This is a genomic window from Fundidesulfovibrio sp. (assembly GCF_058402725.1).
Genome location: NZ_JBZVFJ010000025.1, coordinates 14632 through 31129, shown reverse-complemented (window position 1 = coordinate 31129; position 16498 = coordinate 14632). Strand labels below are relative to the sequence as shown.

The 16498-nt window shown below is 68.6% G+C and carries 16 protein-coding genes; 11 read left to right on the top strand and 5 right to left on the bottom strand.

The window, feature by feature from the left end:
• Nucleotides 1-20 precede the first annotated feature (20 nt).
• From ACV4UX_RS05425 to ACV4UX_RS05410, 4 genes are all read right to left on the bottom strand, one after another.
• Complete coding sequence (locus ACV4UX_RS05425) at nt 21-569, bottom strand: CheR family methyltransferase (protein WP_491592304.1); 549 nt, start codon at nt 567-569, stop codon at nt 21-23.
• Between the two features lie 9 nt (nt 570-578).
• Nucleotides 579-4301, bottom strand: coding sequence for a response regulator (locus ACV4UX_RS05420; protein ID WP_491592303.1), 3723 nt, complete (start codon nt 4299-4301; stop codon nt 579-581).
• Nucleotides 4302-4509: 208 nt separating this feature from the next.
• Nucleotides 4510-5277 carry an NYN domain-containing protein gene (locus ACV4UX_RS05415; RefSeq protein ID WP_491592302.1) on the bottom strand — a complete coding sequence of 256 codons (768 nt, stop codon included), beginning with the start codon at nt 5275-5277 and terminating at the stop codon, nt 4510-4512.
• A 129-nt stretch (nt 5278-5406) separates the two neighbouring features.
• Entirely contained in the window at nt 5407-5601 is a 195-nt protein-coding gene (locus ACV4UX_RS05410; protein WP_491592301.1) for a hypothetical protein, read from the bottom strand.
• 162 nt (nt 5602-5763) lie between these two features.
• Here ACV4UX_RS05410 and ACV4UX_RS05405 point away from each other — a divergent pair, with 162 nt between their 5' ends.
• The 6 genes from ACV4UX_RS05405 to ACV4UX_RS05380 all read left to right on the top strand — a co-directional run bounded on the left by ACV4UX_RS05405 (nt 5764) and on the right by ACV4UX_RS05380 (nt 12339).
• On the top strand, nt 5764-6375 hold the full coding sequence (locus tag ACV4UX_RS05405) for a phage adaptor protein (RefSeq protein WP_491592300.1): 612 nt from the start codon (nt 5764-5766) through the stop codon (nt 6373-6375).
• Between the two features lie 101 nt (nt 6376-6476).
• Nucleotides 6477-7787 (top strand): terminase large subunit, encoded by a 1311-nt coding sequence (locus ACV4UX_RS05400; RefSeq protein WP_491592299.1) that lies wholly within the window; start codon nt 6477-6479, stop codon nt 7785-7787.
• An 8-nt stretch (nt 7788-7795) separates the two neighbouring features.
• Entirely contained in the window at nt 7796-10105 is a 2310-nt protein-coding gene (locus ACV4UX_RS05395) for a portal protein (RefSeq protein ID WP_491592298.1), read from the top strand.
• Entirely contained in the window at nt 10102-10389 is a 288-nt protein-coding gene (locus tag ACV4UX_RS05390; protein WP_491592297.1) for a hypothetical protein, read from the top strand. Before ACV4UX_RS05395 ends, ACV4UX_RS05390 begins: the two co-directional genes overlap by 4 nt.
• Nucleotides 10386-10643 carry a hypothetical protein gene (locus ACV4UX_RS05385; RefSeq protein WP_491592296.1) on the top strand — a complete coding sequence of 86 codons (258 nt, stop codon included), beginning with the start codon at nt 10386-10388 and terminating at the stop codon, nt 10641-10643. The genes ACV4UX_RS05390 and ACV4UX_RS05385 overlap by 4 nt, the downstream gene beginning before the upstream one ends.
• Nucleotides 10630-12339 carry a VgrG-related protein gene (locus ACV4UX_RS05380; RefSeq protein WP_491592295.1) on the top strand — a complete coding sequence of 570 codons (1710 nt, stop codon included), beginning with the start codon at nt 10630-10632 and terminating at the stop codon, nt 12337-12339. The genes ACV4UX_RS05385 and ACV4UX_RS05380 overlap by 14 nt, the downstream gene beginning before the upstream one ends.
• A 70-nt stretch (nt 12340-12409) precedes the next feature.
• Here the strand turns inward: ACV4UX_RS05380 and ACV4UX_RS05375 are convergent, their stop codons facing one another.
• Nucleotides 12410-12949, bottom strand: a complete 540-nt coding sequence (locus tag ACV4UX_RS05375; RefSeq protein ID WP_491592294.1) for a hypothetical protein — start codon at nt 12947-12949, stop codon at nt 12410-12412.
• 166 nt (nt 12950-13115) lie between these two features.
• Here ACV4UX_RS05375 and ACV4UX_RS05370 point away from each other — a divergent pair, with 166 nt between their 5' ends.
• The 5 genes from ACV4UX_RS05370 to ACV4UX_RS05350 all read left to right on the top strand — a co-directional run bounded on the left by ACV4UX_RS05370 (nt 13116) and on the right by ACV4UX_RS05350 (nt 16414).
• Nucleotides 13116-13301, top strand: a complete 186-nt coding sequence (locus ACV4UX_RS05370; RefSeq protein ID WP_491592293.1) for a hypothetical protein — start codon at nt 13116-13118, stop codon at nt 13299-13301.
• Between the two features lie 47 nt (nt 13302-13348).
• A complete protein-coding gene (locus ACV4UX_RS05365; protein WP_491592292.1) occupies nt 13349-14683 on the top strand; it encodes a PP2C family protein-serine/threonine phosphatase in 1335 nt (444 codons plus the stop codon).
• Between the two features lie 161 nt (nt 14684-14844).
• Complete coding sequence (locus ACV4UX_RS05360; RefSeq protein ID WP_491592291.1) at nt 14845-15018, top strand: hypothetical protein; 174 nt, start codon at nt 14845-14847, stop codon at nt 15016-15018.
• Nucleotides 15006-15668, top strand: a complete 663-nt coding sequence (gene modB, locus ACV4UX_RS05355) for a molybdate ABC transporter permease subunit (RefSeq protein ID WP_491592290.1) — start codon at nt 15006-15008, stop codon at nt 15666-15668. Before ACV4UX_RS05360 ends, modB begins: the two co-directional genes overlap by 13 nt.
• Nucleotides 15665-16414, top strand: a complete 750-nt coding sequence (locus ACV4UX_RS05350) for an ATP-binding cassette domain-containing protein (protein WP_491592289.1) — start codon at nt 15665-15667, stop codon at nt 16412-16414. The genes modB and ACV4UX_RS05350 overlap by 4 nt, the downstream gene beginning before the upstream one ends.
• The last annotated feature ends 84 nt before the right edge of the window (nt 16415-16498 follow it).

Sequence of the window (16498 nt, the reverse complement as noted above, 5' to 3'; positions counted from 1 at the left end):
GCGCAGGGAGGAGTCCATGATCACGGAGCCGTAGCTGGCGTGGTAGTAGGCGGAAAAGGCGGCCTTGCCCCGGCCTGCTGGTAGTTGGCGGTGTGCAGGCGCACGGCCTCGGCGGGGAAGATGCCGGTCTTGGCCTGTTCGAGCACCACGGGGTTGAGGTCGGTGGCGAAGATGGTGCAGCGCTCGTAGAAGCCCTCCTCGCGCAGCACGATGGCCAGGGAGTAGACCTCCTCGCCCCGGGAGCAGCCCGCGTGCCAGATTTTCACGAAGGGGAAGGTGCGCAGATAGGGCACCACCTCCTCGCGCAGGACGCGGAAGAAGCCCGGGTCGCGGAACATCTCGGAGACGTTCACCGAGAGGGCGTCCACCACCTCGGGCAGGAAGGCCCTGTCGTGGAGCACGGCGGGGATCATGGCGGAGAGTGAGGGCGCTCCGGTCTTTTCCGCCAGGCGGCGCAGGCGGCGGAGCATGGAGGCCCGCGAATAGTTTCGGAAGTCGTAGCCGTGGCGCTGGTGGAGCGCCTCCAGGAAGAGCCCGGCCTCGACGTTCTCGATGGTTGCCTGGTCCACGCGCTCCCCCTACTTGTGCAGCCACACCCGCATGACGGACAGGAGCCTGTCCACGTCCACGGGCTTGGAGAGGTAGTCGCTGGCCCCGGCCTCCAGGCATTTCTCGCGGTCCTCGCGCATGGCCTTGGCGGTGAGGGCGATCACGGGCAGGCCCTGGAAGCGGCGCTCGGCGCGGATGCGCCGGATGGCCTCGTAGCCGTCCATGCCGGGCATCATGATGTCCATGAGCACGAGGTCCACGCCGGGCTCGCTCTCGAGCAGGGCCAGGGCCGAGGGGCCGTCCTCGGCCTTGAGCACGGCCAGCCCCTTTTCCTGCAGCACCTGGGCCAGGGCGAAGAGATTGCGCATGTCGTCGTCCACCAGGAGCACGGTGCGCTCCTTGAAGGCGGCGTCTTTCTCGTAGAGATGCAGGATGGTCTCGCGTTTGCGCGGGGGCATGGCCCGGACCACCTGATGCAGGAAGAGGGCCGTCTCGTCGATGAGCCGCTCCTCGGAGCGCACGCCCTTGACGATGATGGAGTCGGCCTGTTCGCGCAGGCGGCGTTCCTCCTCGCGGCTGAGCTCCCTGCCGGTGTAGACGATCACCGGGGGCGGACCTGCGGGACACCGCGCCTTCATGCGGTCGAGCAGTTCGAATCCCGTCATGTCGGGCAGGCCCAGATCCAGGATCATGCAGTCGAAGCGGCTCTGCTCCAGGGCCTGGAGGGCCTGCTCGCCGCTGCCCGCCTGGCGGATGCGCACGCCCGGGTCGCCGATGAGGGCCGTGACGGCCGTGCGCAGGGCCTCGTCGTCCTCCACCAGGAGCAGGTCCTTGATGTCGCTGGTCCAGACGCGCTCCAGACGCCCCAGGGCCTCCTCCAGGCTCTCGCGCGTGGCGGGCTTGGAGAGAAAGCCCACCGCGCCCCTGCGCAGGGCGTCCAGGCCGCCTTCGGCCCCGGACATCACGTGCACGGGGATGTGGCGCAGGGCCGGGTCCCGCTTGAAGGCGTCGAGCACCTCCCAGCCGCTCATGCCCGGCAGCCTGATGTCCAGCACCACCGCCGCCGGGGCGGCGGAGCGCGCCAGCTCCAGGCCGTCCTCGCCCGTGGCCGCCGCCAGGGCGTGGAGCCCCCTGTCCCGGCAGAGGCGGGCCAGCACGGCGGCGAAGTCCGGGTCGTCCTCGATGATCAGGACGGCGGGCACGCCGGGGCGCAGAACGTCGCGGTCGTCGGAGATGGCGGCGGGGGGCGGCGTGCGGGGGCGTTCCCGGGGCGCCGCGTCCCGGGCGGGGACCGCCCCGGAGAAGACGCCCGACGCCGCTGCCTCGCCGCCTTGGTCCGCGCGCGCGGTCCGGGCGGGCGCCCCGGCGGAGGGCGGGCCCTCCAGGGGCAGCACGAGCGTGAAGGTGGCCCCTTCGCCGGAGCGGCTTTCGAGCTTGATCTCCCCGCCCAGGAGCCGGGCCAGCTCGCGGGAGATGGTCAGGCCCAGTCCCGTGCCTCCGTGCCTGCGGGCCGTGCCGCCCTCCAGTTGCCGGAAGGCCTCGAACACGGCCTGGTGCTTGTCTTCGGGAATGCCCGCCCCGCTGTCGGCCACCGAGACGGACAGGAAATCCTCCCCGCGGGGCGCGAAGCGCACCGTCACGCCGCCCTGCTCGGTGAACTTCACGGCGTTGGAGACCAGGTTGCGCAGGATCTGCTCCACGCGCCGGGGGTCCGTGCGCAGGGTCGCGGGCAGGGCCTCGTCCACCTCCACCAGGAGGGAGAGGCCCTTCTCGCGGGCCAGGGCCTCGAAGGTTTCGCGCAGGTTCTGGGCCATGTCGCGCGGCCCGGCGTCCTGCAGGTCCAGGTCCATGCGCCCGGCCTCGATCCTGGAGAGGTCGAGGATCTCGTTGATGAGCCCCAGCAGGTCGTTGCCGCTGCGGTGGATGATGCGGGCGTACTCCACCTGCTCGGAGGAGAGGTTTCCCCCGGCGTTGTCCATGAGGCTGCGCGAGAGCAGCAGCAGGCTGTTGAGCGGCGTGCGCAGCTCGTGGGACATGTTGGCCAGGAACTCGGACTTGTAGCGCCCGGAACTTTCCAGTTCCCGGGCCTTCTGCTCCAGGCCCACGCGGATGTTGTCCAGCTCCACGTTCTTGAGGCTGATCTCGGACTTCTGCAGCTCCAGGAAGCGGTTCTTGTCGGAAAGTTCCTCGTTGACGGCGCGCAGCTCCTCCTGCTGCTGCTGGAGCTCCTCCTCGGAGGAGCGCAGGGCCTGGGCCTGCTGCTCCAGCTCCTCGTTGGTGGAGCGCAGCTCCTCCTGCTGCACCTGGAGGCGCACGGCCTGGGCCTGGGTCTCGTCCAGGAGGACGCGCAGGCGTCGCTGGCCCTCCATGGAGGCGAAGGCCTGGGCCACGGCCCCGGACACGGACTCCAGGAATTCGAGCTTCACGTCGTCGAACGCCTCGACGGCCCCCAGTTCCAGAACGGCCAGCACCTCGCCCTCGTGCGCCATGGGGACCAGGACCACGCTGCTCGGCCGGGCTTCGACCAGGGCGGAGTTCACGCGCAGGGCGTCCCCGGGCAGCCGGTCCACGGCGAGGATGCGCCCCTCCAGCGCGGCCTGCCCCACCAGCCCCTCGCCCGGACGGAAGGACACCGGCAACTCGGCGCGCGGTGTGAAGGCGTAGCTGCCGTGCAGGCGGAACGCGCCGTCGCCGTCGCCACGCGCGTAGAGCGCCCCCACCTGGGCGTCCAGCCAGCGCGCCAGGAAGGAGACCACGCGGGTCGCCAGGGCGCGCGGGTCCTGCTCTCCGGTGAGCAGGGCGGCCAGCTCGTTCTTGCCGGTTTTCTGCCAGTCGTTGCGGGCGTTGGCCTGGGAGGCCGCGCGCAGGGCGCGGATCATGCGGTCCAGGGCCAGGCCCAGCGCGTCTCGCTCCGAGGCCGGGACGGCCTCGCGGGTGAGGTCGCCCTCGGCCACGGCGCGGGCCACGCCGATCTTGTCCTCCAGTCCGGCGCGCAACAGGCCGAAGGCCCGGGCCAGCTCGCCCATCTCGTCCCGGCGGGTCATCCGGAGCGGCTCGCCCAGGTCTCCGGCGGCCACGCCCTTGATGCGCCCCACCACCGCGCCCAGCGGCACGGTGATGCCCCGGGTGACGAAGGCGGCCACCGTCCCGGCCGCCACCACCGCCAGCGAGAGGAGCGCCACCATGAACACGATGGCGTTCTCGCGCTCCTGGCGGGCCTCCTCCTGGAAGAGCCGGGCGCGGTTGCCCGCGAAATCGAGCATCACCTGGATGCGCTGGAGGCATTCCTGGGAATAGCGCCGGGCCGCCGCGACAGCGCGGACCTGCTCCTCGCGGGGAAGGCTCTCCAGATGCGCGGCCACCGCCTTGTCCACAAGGACGCGCCATTCCCTCAGGGTTCCCAGGACACCCGTCAGGTCCTCCTTGCTGCCCAGGTAGCGTTCGGCGGCAAGGGTGTAGTGCTCGCGCAGGTGATCGAAGCCCTCCAGGATCTCGTGGCGGCGCGACTCCACGGCCACGCCGGAGACCCCGGGAACCAGTTCGGCCAGGGCGGCGTCGATCACCCGGGTCTGGCCGCGCATGTCGCGCAGGGCCGTGTTCACGGTGAAGGGGTGTCGGTAGAGCTTTTCGGTGATCCGGGAGAGCGTTTCGATCTGGCCGAGGGCCACGACGCCCACGGCCATGGTCAGGGCGAGCATCAGGGCGAAGCCGGCCTTGAGCCGCGTGCCGATGGTGAAGTCGTTGATGCCCATGAATACACTCCCGCTTCAGACGTTGCGTCCGTCCCATCCTTGTATCCCAGAAAGGGGGGCGGCGTGCAACACTTCCTGCGAGCGCGACCCGGCGTCGCCTCTGCCGCCGGGGGGCATCGCCTTGCGCGCCGGGCCCCGCGCCTGCCCGGTTCGCTGCGCCGGCCCGACGGCCCCCGGCAGGACCGGGGACCGGCGCGCAGGGCAGCGGCTATTCGTAGAGGGTTTCGTCGGGGGGCTCGGGAAGCTCCTCCTCGACCCGGGGCTCCGGCACGGGGGCGGGGGCCGGGGCGGGCGTCGGCATGGAGACCAGCCGCGCAGGCGGGACGTGGTGCCGCTCGGGCGCGGGCAGGGTGAACTCCACCACGCCGTCGGCGTGGTCGCGCAGCTTGTCCGAGAGGTAGTAGCCGAACTTGGCCACGAACACGAGCATGCCGTGCTCGCGCGCGAAGTTCATGGCCGGGATCATGTCCGCGTCGCCCGTGAGCAGCACGATTTTCTGCACCATGGCCCGGGCCGCCATCCAGGCGATGTCCAGGCCCATGAGCATGTCCACCTCCTTCTGCACCAGATTGATGGACACGTCCTGGGGCTGGAGCGGACGGTTGTGGTAGAGCGAATCCATGATGCCGCGCATGTTCTTCTTGTTGAGCTTCCACCCCTGCATGGCCAGGGAGCCCAGGCGCAGTTGCATGCGCGGCATGCGCCGCAGCTGGTCGAGGTATTCGTGCTTGATGCGGTATTGTTCGGTGGTGGAGAACTCGATCTCCCGCTGGGAGATGGGGTGCACGGCCTTGCCACCGTAGGGCGGCGAATCGTAATAATAGGAGCGGAAGAGGCTGTCGTTGTCGAATTCGGGGTCGTCCATCACGAGATCGGTCGCCATGCGCACCGATTCCGCCGTGGGCGGCTGGCCCAGGCGGGCTTCCATGTGCTTCATCCAGAAAAAGCTGCCATCGATGAGAATCGAAACGTTCATGCATCATCTCCGATCAAGTCAGTATGGAAGGGGAGTGTAGGCCTTCGCCCAGGCTCCGTCAAACCTTGCACTCTTTTTCGCATTTTTCCCACATAGCGCCATGTGGGCTGCAACGCGCCCCGGCTTGCGCTATGGTGGCCGCGCCCTGGCAAAGGACGCGACATGACCGTATCGGAACTCCTGGATGACATCAGACTCGAACTGGCCGACGAGGACGAGATCGGTCGCCATGCGCACCGATTCCGCCGTGGGCGGCTGGCCCAGGCGGGCTTCCATGTGCTTCATCCAGAAAAAGCTGCCATCGATGAGAATCGAAACGTTCATGCATCATCTCCGATCAAGTCAGTATGGAAGGGGAGTGTAGGCCTTCGCCCAGGCTCCGTCAAACCTTGCACTCTTTTTCGCATTTTTCCCACATAGCGCCATGTGGGCTGCAACGCGCCCCGGCTTGCGCTATGGTGGCCGCGCCCTGGCAAAGGACGCGACATGACCGTATCGGAACTCCTGGATGACATCAGACTCGAACTGGCCGACGAGGCCAAGACCCGCTGGAGCGACCAGCAGATCCTCAAGGCCGTGGCCAAGGCCTACCGCAGGCTCTCCCACGTGCTCTACCGCAACGACGTGGAACTGGGCCGCGCCGTGCACGCCTTCCTCGCGGAGCCCGGCCGCGCGGACTACCCCCTGCCAGCCGACTTCATGGCCGACTACGGGCTCTACCGCGACGACACCCACGCCCGCCTGACCAAGCACGGCGACGACTCCTGGCAGCAGCTGGCCGCCCCGGCCGAGTGCTCCGCCTGGATCGTGCGCGGCGACTCCCTGCTTCTGGCCGCCGCCCCCTCGTCGGCAAGGGCCCTCACGCTGATCTACTGGCCCCTGGTGGACCTCGAAGGCCTGGACATGGACGCCCCCACGCCCTTCGACGGCAAGCTCGACGACATCGTGGCCGAGTACGCCGCCCTGCGCCTGAAGAACATCGACGAGATGGACGTGGCCCAGGACGGACAGCTTCTCCAGGACATGGAGAACAACCTCCTCAACACCTACTCCGCCATCTCGCCCGTCACCGTCACGCGCCGGGGGTGGCTGGCCTAGGACCGACCCGGCCGGACTTTTTTTCGGGTCCGGCCGGGTTTTTACCCACATAGCGCTATGTGGGCTGACAGGAGAAGATTCCCCGCTACACTGCACGGTCCATGAACACCGACGTCACCGTGCACACCGGCTACGTTCCGCACCGCTTCCAGCGCCAGATCCACGAGGGCCTGCGGCGCTTCTCAGTGCTCGTCTGTCACCGCCGCTTCGGCAAGACCGTGCTCTGCGTCAACGCGCTCATCGACGCCGCGCACCGCCCCGGATTCCCGGACCAGCGCCTGGCCTACGTGGCCCCGGCGCTCTGCCAGGCCAAGCGCGTGGCCTGGGACTACCTCAAGCGCTTCGGCCTGCGCGTGCCCGGCGCAAAGGCCAGCGAGAACGAACTGCGCCTGGACTTCGAGAACGGCTCGCGCATCTCCCTCCACGGGGCCGACAACCCCGACGGCCTGCGAGGCATCTACCTCGACGGCGTGGTCCTGGACGAATACGCCGACTTCCGCCCCGGGGCCTACGCCTCGGTGATCCGCCCCGCCCTCTCCGACCGCCGGGGATTCGCCGTGTTCATCGGCACGCCGCGCGGCCACGACCACTTCTTCGACCTCTACCAGACCGCCCTGCGCGAGCCCGACTGGTACGCCGGGCGCTTCCCCGCCAGCGTCACCGGGCTCATCGCGCCCGAGGAGCTGGCCAGCGCCCGCGCCCAGATGTCCCAGGCCCAGTACGACCAGGAGTACGAGTGCGACTTCGACGTGGCCGCCACCGACTCCCTGATCCCCCTCTCCCTGGTGCTAGGCGCCATGGACCGCCCCGTGAGCTACCTGCACGCCCCGGCCGTCATGGGCCTGGACGTGGGCATGTCCCTGGCGGGCGACCCCTCGGCCATCGCCGTGCGCCGGGGCGGCAAGCTGGTGCACCTGGAGGAGTTCCGCCTGGACGACACCCTGGCCATCGCCGGGCGCGCCCGCGAACGCTTCCACGACTTCCGGCCCGAAGCCCTCCTGGTGGACTGCGTGGGCTGGGGCGCGGGCGTGGCCCACACCCTGGCGGGCTGGGGGCTGCCGGTCACGGCGGTGAACGTGGCCGAATCCGCGGCGGCCTCCGAGCGCTTCAACCGCCGCCGCGACGAGCTCTGGTGGAAGGCCCGCGAATTCTTCGAGAGCCGCGTCACCGCCGTGGACGCCTCCCTCTCCCTGGCCGGGAAGCTCGCGGCCGAACTCTCCGGCCCCACCTATGCCGTGCTGCCCTCCGGGCGGCTCAAGGTGGAAGGCAAGGACGACCTCAGGCGACGGGGCGTGCCCTCGCCCAACCTGGCCGACGCCTTCATCCTGACCATGGCCCACGCCGACCGCTTCCGGCCGGCGGACGACACCCTCATCCAGGACGACGAGGCCCAGGCCTCGCGCTTCCTCTAGGAGCCACCATGCCCCTCTCCGACGACGACCTGCTGCACATCCTCAAGCCCGACATGGACAAGGCCCGCGCCCACCAGGCCGAACTCTCGGCCGAGCGCGAGAAGCACTACCGCGCCTACCGCGCCGAACCCTACGGCAACGAGCGACCCGGCTGGTCCCAGACCGTGCATCCCACCATCTTCTCCGTGGTGGAGTGGATGAAGCCGGGCCTTGTGGAGGTCTTCACCGGCGACTTCTTCGCCTTCACCCCCGTGGGCGGACAGCCCGACCCCGCCGCCCGCAAGGACGCCCAGGCCCGCGCCGACCGGCTCAAGCGCTACGTGCGCCACAAGCTCTTCAACCAGCTGGACGGAGAACGCCTCGTGGAGGACTTCGTGCACGACTGCCTGGTGAACCACTACGGCGTCATGAAGATCACCCAGCGCGACGACTTCGAGCTCGCCACCGAACTGCTGCCCGAAAGGACCACCGAGGAACTGGAGGACCTGGCCCGGCGCGACCCCACCCTGGTGGACGTGCGCGGCGGCAAGGCCTTCACCCGGCAGGACCCCTACACCGGCCGCGAGGTCTCGGGCCTGCGCGGGGCCAAGGCCGTGCGCAGGCGCACCCGCTACAGGGGCTTCCACCTGGAGGTGGTGCCCCCGCGCGAACTCTACATGCTCCCCGGCTACCCCGACCTGGAGCAGAACCCCTTCGTGGCCCACGTGGTCCGGCGCGACCTGGACTTCGTGCGCCGCCAGGAGCTGGCGGGCGTCTACCGCAAGGGCAGCGCCAAGGCCCTCATGGACCGGCTCACGGACCGCCACGCCCTGGAGGACGTGGCGGGCGAGTTCCACACCCAGCACGGCGTGGACGGCCTCACGCCCCCAGACGCCATGGCCCAGGCCCACGGCGGCGACGCGGCCGCCGCGCGGCCCCGGGGCGAGGTGCTCGTCTGGGAGTGCTACACCCGCCTGGACCTGGACGGCTCGGGGCTGCTCGCGCCCTGCATCGTCACCCTCTGCGAGGACGTGGTGCTGCGCGGCCCCGAGGAGAACCCCTACGGCGGCCCGCCCTTCGAGCTGGGCTTCGTCTACAAGGAACCCCACAAGGCCGTGGGGCGTCCCATCGCCGCCGTGCTGGACCACCGCCAGCGCGTGCTCTCCAACCTCCTGCGCAACATCCAGGACAGCGCGGCCCTCTCCACCTACCGGGGCTATCTGACCACCGACGCCCGCGCCCGCAAGATCCTGGCCTCCATGGGGCCGGGCGACGTGTCCCTGGTGCCCGCGCTCAACGCCGTGCAGGAGATCGTGCCCGCGCCCGGCGACCCCATGCTGGTCAACGCCTTCCAGCTCACGCTCCAGGAGGTGGCCAAGGAGTCCGGGGTCAACGAGAACATGCAGGGCCTGGACCACGACGCCCTCAACAAGACTGCGGCGGGCATGCAGATGCGCCTTTCCTCCGGCATGCAGCGCCAGAAGCTCTACGCCCGGCGCATCGCCCGGGCCTTCCGGCGCATGCTGGGGCGCGTGCTGGACATCATCCGTCTCTACCCCCCCGAGGACGACCAGGCCATCGTGGGCCAGGACGTGGCCATCGAGCCCGAAGACCTCTCCGGCAGCTGGACCGTGACCATCGACGTGGGCGTGGGACCCCAGGAGCGCCAGCAGAGCGCGCACATCATGGACGAGCTGATCCAGCTCCTGCTCAAGGCCGGGCTCCAGCTGGGCATCTGCGAGCCCAGGGGCATCGTGAAGGCCGTCAAGGCCAAGTACGAGTTCATGGACATCGACGTGTCCGAATACCTCCTGGACGACGAACGCATGGACCTGGTGGCCCAGCTCAAGAGCCGCATCGAGGAGCTGGAAGGGCAGAACCAGGGCCTGGCGCGGGCCATCGGCGAGCACGCCAGGGAGCTGCGCAAGGCCGCCCAGGCAGAGGCCCGCAAGGGCGCGCGCCCGTCCGGACCGGCAGCCGGACCCGAAAGAAGACCGGGCGGCGGACGCGGCGGCGCTCCGGCGGGCATGCCCGCCGCGCCCGGGGCCGGTCCATCCGGATTCCACTGCGGCGCGGGCGGACCGCCGCCCGCCATGGGGCCGTTCCCTGGCCCGGACGGAGCTTCCCCGGTCATGAGGCCGTTCTACGGCGCGGGCGGCGGCCCGGCCGGGTCCATGGGGCCGAACGCCGGTCCCGGAAGGGGCGGACCGGCCGGGATGGACGCCCGCCCCGCCGGTTCCTTGCAGCCGTCGGGAACGCCGGGCATGCCGCCCGATCCCTCCCTGCTCGATCCGCGCCTCGCCGCCGTCCTGAACGCTCCTGAAGGGGGCCGGGCGTGAGCCGCCAGGAGCTGGAGCGCGAGGCCGTGCGCGGCGAGGAGGTGTCACGCCTGCTGGCCTGCGACGCCGTGCGCCAGGCCGTGGAGGAGCAGCTGAACGCCCGGCGCGAGGCCATCCTGGCCCTGCGCTCGGACCAGACGGCGGAATTCGCCCGCATCCGGGCGGGCCTGGAGGCCATGGAGGCCCTGGTGGCGTCCCTGGAGTCCATCGCGGCCCTGGGCGGCCTGGCGCGCGAGCGTCTGGCCGAGGGGCGCGCGGATGAGCCCGCGAGGAGGGTGCTGTGAACCTGATGATTCTGGGCGGGGCCAAGGCCCCGCCCTCTCCCTGCGATGACGGCAGGAGCGCGGACCACGCGAGCGCTGCCCGGACCGAACTGGAAGCGCGCCTGGCGCGCATCGAGGCCTGCCTGGAGGCCCTGGAGCGGGCGCTCCTGCCCGAACGCGCGGCCAAACGCTCGCGCGCCGCCAAAGACGTGCAGGTCCCCGGCCCGACCAAACGAACCACCAAACGCAAGGAGACTTCTCATGGGATTGCTTGATTGGGGGGCATCCGCCCTCTCCACCGCCCAGACCCTGCTCGGCTTTGGATCGACCCTGCTCGGCGCTGCCGCCCAGGCCTCCGGACAGACCCCGGGCGCTACGCCCGGACGGCCGCCCGAAAACCACCTGGCCGGGGGCCGTTCCCACCCTGGCCCGTCCAACAGGACCACGAACCTCCTGAGAACGACTCCGGCCTGGCAGACCATGGAGTACAATCCCTCGCTCCACGCCCCGAGGATGCGCATCCACCGCATCCGGGAGGACGGATCGCAGCAGTGGGTCCCCGAAGAACCGGGGCCGGGGGATACCGCGTACGATTGGGACGACAGCCGGTTTGCCCGGCCCCTCACGGCGGACCGACCCGGCTCTTCGGGGCCGTTCATCCAATCCGGTCCCGCCCTGGCCAGCAACTCCCTGAACCGGCGCACCGGCAGACTGAACTACTGGGACTGGCTGGACGCCGGGGCCAAGCGCCTGGGCATGGGCGGCACGCTCCTGGAGGACGACACCCCGGACCTCTACGAGCGCGAGGGCCTGCGCGGCCGCCCGGCGGCCATGACTGCGGCTGGCAATCCGGAAAACGCCCGGATGCCGGAGGAATCCTTCTTTGAACGCGACACGCACGCAAGCGGGGCGGTCCGGCAACTATCACAGGACGGCGGCGGGGGCGCGTCGCCGCCGTCCGGTGCGGGCGGAGGCAAGGGGGGAGCGGGAGCGGGAGCGAGCCCGACGCCGGCTGCAGGGGGCAGCGCAGGCCTCGGCGCTCCCCCGGCGGGGAATGATGCGAACAGCAACCCCCTGTCGCCGCCTCTCCTCGGGAACGAAGGGGCGCTTGGCGATTTCGCCAAGGCCATTCAGGCTCTGAAAGGGGATTTGCGGACATACCGCGTCCCGGCTGACAAGGCCTACAAGCCCGACAGTCCGTCGCTGAACAACAAGGAATGGAAAGCTGTCCCCTGGGCGAACCACATCACGTATTTCGACAAGTACGACCTTTCAGGGAGGACTCCCCCGCAACCTGCGGCAAACCAGACGGTATCTGGCATCCCCCCCATGCGTCGGGACCTGGGCGAGTCGGTCAAGAGGTTCGAGAGCGTCAAGGGCGTCGCGGAAGTCTCCACGCCCTTGAAGAAGGATGCGGGTGGGGTAAGTTATGGGTCCTACCAGTTCACGTCCAAGAACAACGGAGAAATCGGAGGCACGGTGAAAGACTTCCTCTACTCGCCCGAGGGACGCAACTACCGGCACTACTTCGCCGGGACGACGCCAGGATCGTCGGAGTTTTCCGAGCGCTGGCGCAATGCGGCGGGGGCAGACCCGGATGGCCTGCACCAGGCGGAAAGGGCTTACATCTACAGGTCGCATTATCTGCCGGGGGCTCGAAAAGCTGCTGACAATGGGCTCGACATGAACAATCCAGCCGTTCAAGAAGCAGTCTGGTCTGGATCCATCCAGCAAGGTCCTGGAGGGTTTCAGGATACAATCGATACTGCCGTTGCAAGCTCCAAGGCATTCAAAAAACTCTCAGCTGAAGATCAACTGAAAGCGATCTATTGGGCTCGAAGTAACAAGTCAAAAATCTGGAGTGCCGGAGGCGGAAGGTATTTTGGCCGCCCAGACGACAAGCACGGCGAGTTCAGTGCCATACGGGACCTCAACTCGGCATATAAAAAACAGCAGGGCCGCAAACCCTGATCCGGAAATGATGATCGGTGCCCGGGCAGCTGATCATTGAATAACCAGGCCGTGGCCTTGCAACGCAAGGCTACGGCTGTATTTTATACAATTGCCACCCGATACCACTTCTCATCAAATAGACATTCCATGTCCGTGTTTTTTTCTGGCTATAATTTTTGTAATATTTAACATAAAATTTTACTCGCCATACATTCTGCTTCGAGCTTGCCACTTTTACCGAGCGAAGCAAGCAGACTCCATCGATGTGATTTATGGCCATCCTAAGACTTTTATCAACCGAAATAAGCCGCATAGCTGCATCATAAACAGCATCCTTTCCAGGCTCAAAATTTGTATCTATATGGCGCACATGCGAAACTGAAGTTACAAATCCCATTGCATCAACTTTTCCTATAATTTCACAGTCATCGCCAAATCCACACACTGATAGGATTGCGTTATAAATGGCGCTATGCGGAGCAAAAGCATAGTATGCACCGAGCCCCCCAATCCCGCATTCGTCAGTTCCACAAAGCCCGATAACGCCCCTGACCTTCACGGTCTTGTTGGCGGCAAATCCGAGATAAGGAGCCAGGAGCAGGAGCAGAAGAAAAGCAACGTGGCGCATGTCCATTCCTCACTGTGGCGAAGGGACCGAACTGACCGCCCCTATCCGCAGCATATATTATTCGTTACGCGCAACAGGATATTCTCACCGAATCGGACACGGGTCAACCACTGGGCCGGAAACTGCCGGGTACGGAGCACGGACCTGACGCAGCCGCCCGGCGGCCATGACTGCGGCTGGCAATCCGGAAAACGCCCGGATGCCGGAGGAGTCGTTCTTTGAACGCGGCACGCACGCGGGCGGGGCGTTCCGGCAGCTCTCCGAGGACGGCGGCGGGGGCGCGTCGCCGTCCTCGGCGGGGGCGAACACCCCGGATCATCACGCGATCTTCACGATCCACGCCTCAAAATGAAGCCCTTCCCCCTGGACACATTGGGCTTTTGAAGGCATGAACTCAGCATGCCGCCAGACCAGGACGCCACGGACCCGGCCCTCCTCGCGCGACGCATGGAGAACCTGCGCCGCTGTTTCGAGTTGTGCGCGCTCATCAGTTCCTCCATCGACCTCGACGACGTTCTGGAACGCATCATGACGGCCTCCCGCCAGGCCTCGGACGCCGAAACGTGCAGCCTCCTGCTCACCGACGAGGCCAGCGGCGATCTGGTGTTCACCGTGGCCCAGGGGCCCGTGGCCGCCATGCTCCCCAAGGGGCACGTGCTGCGCCGGGGCGAGGGCATCGCGGGCTGGGTGCAGGTGAACCGCACCCCCGTGCTCGTGCCCGACGCCTACGCCGACCCCCGCTTCAACCGCGAAGTGGACCGCCGCACCGGCTACCGCACCAACACCATCCTTTGCGTGCCCCTCACCGCGCGCAACCGCACCATCGGCGTGGCCGCCCTCATGAACAAAACCACCGGCGGCCCCTTCATCGAGGAGGACCTCGACCTCTTCACCATCATCGCCGCCCAGGCCGCCATCGCCATCGAGAACGCCCGGCTGCACCAGGCCATGCTCGCCAAGCAGCGCATGGAGTTCGAACTGGAAATCGCCGCCAGCATCCAGCAGGACTTCCTGCCCCACGCCCCGCCGCGCGCACCCGGCGTGGAGGTGGCAGGCGCCAACATCCCCTGCGACTCAACGGGCGGCGACTACTTCGACTACCTCCCCCACCCCGACCCGGACGCCAAGGGCTTCTCCGTGGCCGTGGGCGACGTGACCGGACACGGCATCGGCGCGGCCCTGCTCATGGCCAGCGCCCGCGCCCTCATCCGCTCCGGCGCCGGGCAGCCCGGCCCCATGGACGACAAACTCTCCCGCGTGAACCGGCTCATGTGCGCCGACACCGGCTCCACCGGCCGCTTCATGACCCTCTTCTGGCTGGCCCTGGACACCCAGCGAGGGCTCATCCGCTTCGTCAAGGCCGGACACGATCCGGCCATCGTCTACAGCCCCGCCACCGGGGGCTTTTGCGAACTGGACGGAAAGGGCATCCCCCTGGGCGTCGAGCCCTGCTGGGGCTACGAGGAGGGCCTACGCAGGGGCTGGAAGGCCGGGGAACTCCTCGTGATGGCCACCGACGGCGTCTGGGAATGCCGCAACGCCCTGGGCGAGATGTTCGGCAAGGAGCGCCTGCGCGCCGCCATGGCCGAACACGCCAGCCTCCACGCCCGCGACGTGCTCCAGGCCGTGCTCGACGCCGTGGAGGCCTTCCGCGGCAGAACCCCGCGCCATGACGACCTGACCCTCGTGGTCGTGAAGTTCCTCAAGGACTCCCCGGATCAGACAATTTTGTAGGTATCCGTTGTAAAGCTACACTTTTGTATTCTCGCGGCCCGCGCATGGCTTCGACAACCCCTTTGAATCACACGCCCATGCGGCACTCGCAGCCTGGCACGCAAGTTGCCTTTTCCTCTTCGACGGCCCCCCGGGCCGTGCCCGAAAAGGAGGACAAGGCCATGATCGACTGGCTTCTCGTGGGAACCCTCGCGGCCATCGTCGCGCTCTACTGGCTCCTCGAACTCATCCCCGGACGCGACCGCTGCATGTGGTGGTCGGAACTCTCGCTGGACCCCGTGCCCGCGTGCCGCGAGAGGTCGCGCGCCCGCGACCGAGGCGCATGGATTCGGTAGCCGCGCCCCTGCTGCTCACCCTCAAGGTGGCCCTGCTGGCCACCCTGGGGGCGCTGAGCGCCGGGGTCCCTGCGGCGTGGGCCCTCTCCCGCCGGGACTTCCCGGGCCGGAGCGTGCTGGACGCCCTGGCCACCATGCCCATGGTCCTGCCGCCCACGGTGCTGGGCTATTATCTGCTGGTGCTCTTCGGACGCAACGGCGTGATGGGGCGCTGGCTGCTGGAGACGTTCGGGGTCACGCTGATGTTCAGCTGGCAGGGGGCCGTGGTGGCCTCGGCCGTGGTGGCCTTTCCCCTGGTGTTCACCACCGCGCGCGCGGCCTTCGACGCCGTGGACGCCAACCTCGTGGACGCCGCGCGCACGCTGGGCTCGTCCGGCTTCGCGCTCTTCGCGCGGGTGAGCCTGCCCCTGGCCTGGCGCGGCATCCTGGCCGGGGCCATGCTGGCCTTCGCCCGGGCCATGGGCGAGTTCGGGGCCACGCTCATGATCGCGGGCAACATCCCCGGCAAGACCCAGACCCTCTCCCTGGCCGTGTACAGCGCCGTGATGGCCGGCCAGGACGGCCAGGCCGCGTTCCTCACCCTGGTGGTCACCCTGGCAAGCATGGCCGTGCTGGTGGGCTCCGGACGCCTTGCGAGACCAAGGCCGTGAGGGTCCGCGTGGACATCGAGGCCCGCCTGGGCAGCGGCGGGCGCACCTTCCACCTGCGCAGCGCCTTCGAGGCGGCCCAGGGGCCCGTGGTGCTCTTCGGCCCTTCGGGCTCGGGCAAGACGCTCACGCTCAAGGCCATGGCCGGGCTCCTGCGCCCGGCGGGAGGGCGCATCGAGCTGGACGGGCGCGCGCTCTTCGACAGCCGCGAGGGCGTGGACCTGCCTCCCCAGCGACGCGGCCTGGGCTATCTCTTCCAGGACTATGCCCTTTTCCCGCACCTGACGGTGCAGGCCAACGTGGGCTTCGGGCTGGCCCCGGGCTGGCCCGGCAGGCTTTCGCCAGCTCAACGGGACGAGGTGACCGCCATGCTCGAGGCCATGGGCATCGCGCACCTGGCGCGCGAGATGCCCTCCCGCCTCTCGGGCGGGCAGCGCCAGAAGGTGGCCCTGGCCAGGGCGCTGGTTTCCCGGCCCCAGGCCCTGCTCCTGGACGAGCCCTTCTCGGCCCTGGACCCGCTGCTGCGCGTGCGCATGCGCCGGGAGCTCACGGCCACGCTGGAGCGCTTCGGCACGCCCGTCGTGCTCATCACCCACGACCCCGACGACGTGGCGGCCTTCGCCCAGACCCTGGTGGTCTACAGCAGGGGCCGGGTGATCGAGCAGGTGGAGATGGCCACGCCCGAAGAGCGCGGCGCGCTGCTGCCCGGAGTGCTGGAACTGCTGGAGCGCGACGCCGGAGAAGGCTGAGCGCACGATTCGGGAACGCCGCCGAAGCGCGGTTCCTCTTGGGGATCGAAGGTCATAGCCGTCCGCGCGACCCAGCCAGCCAGG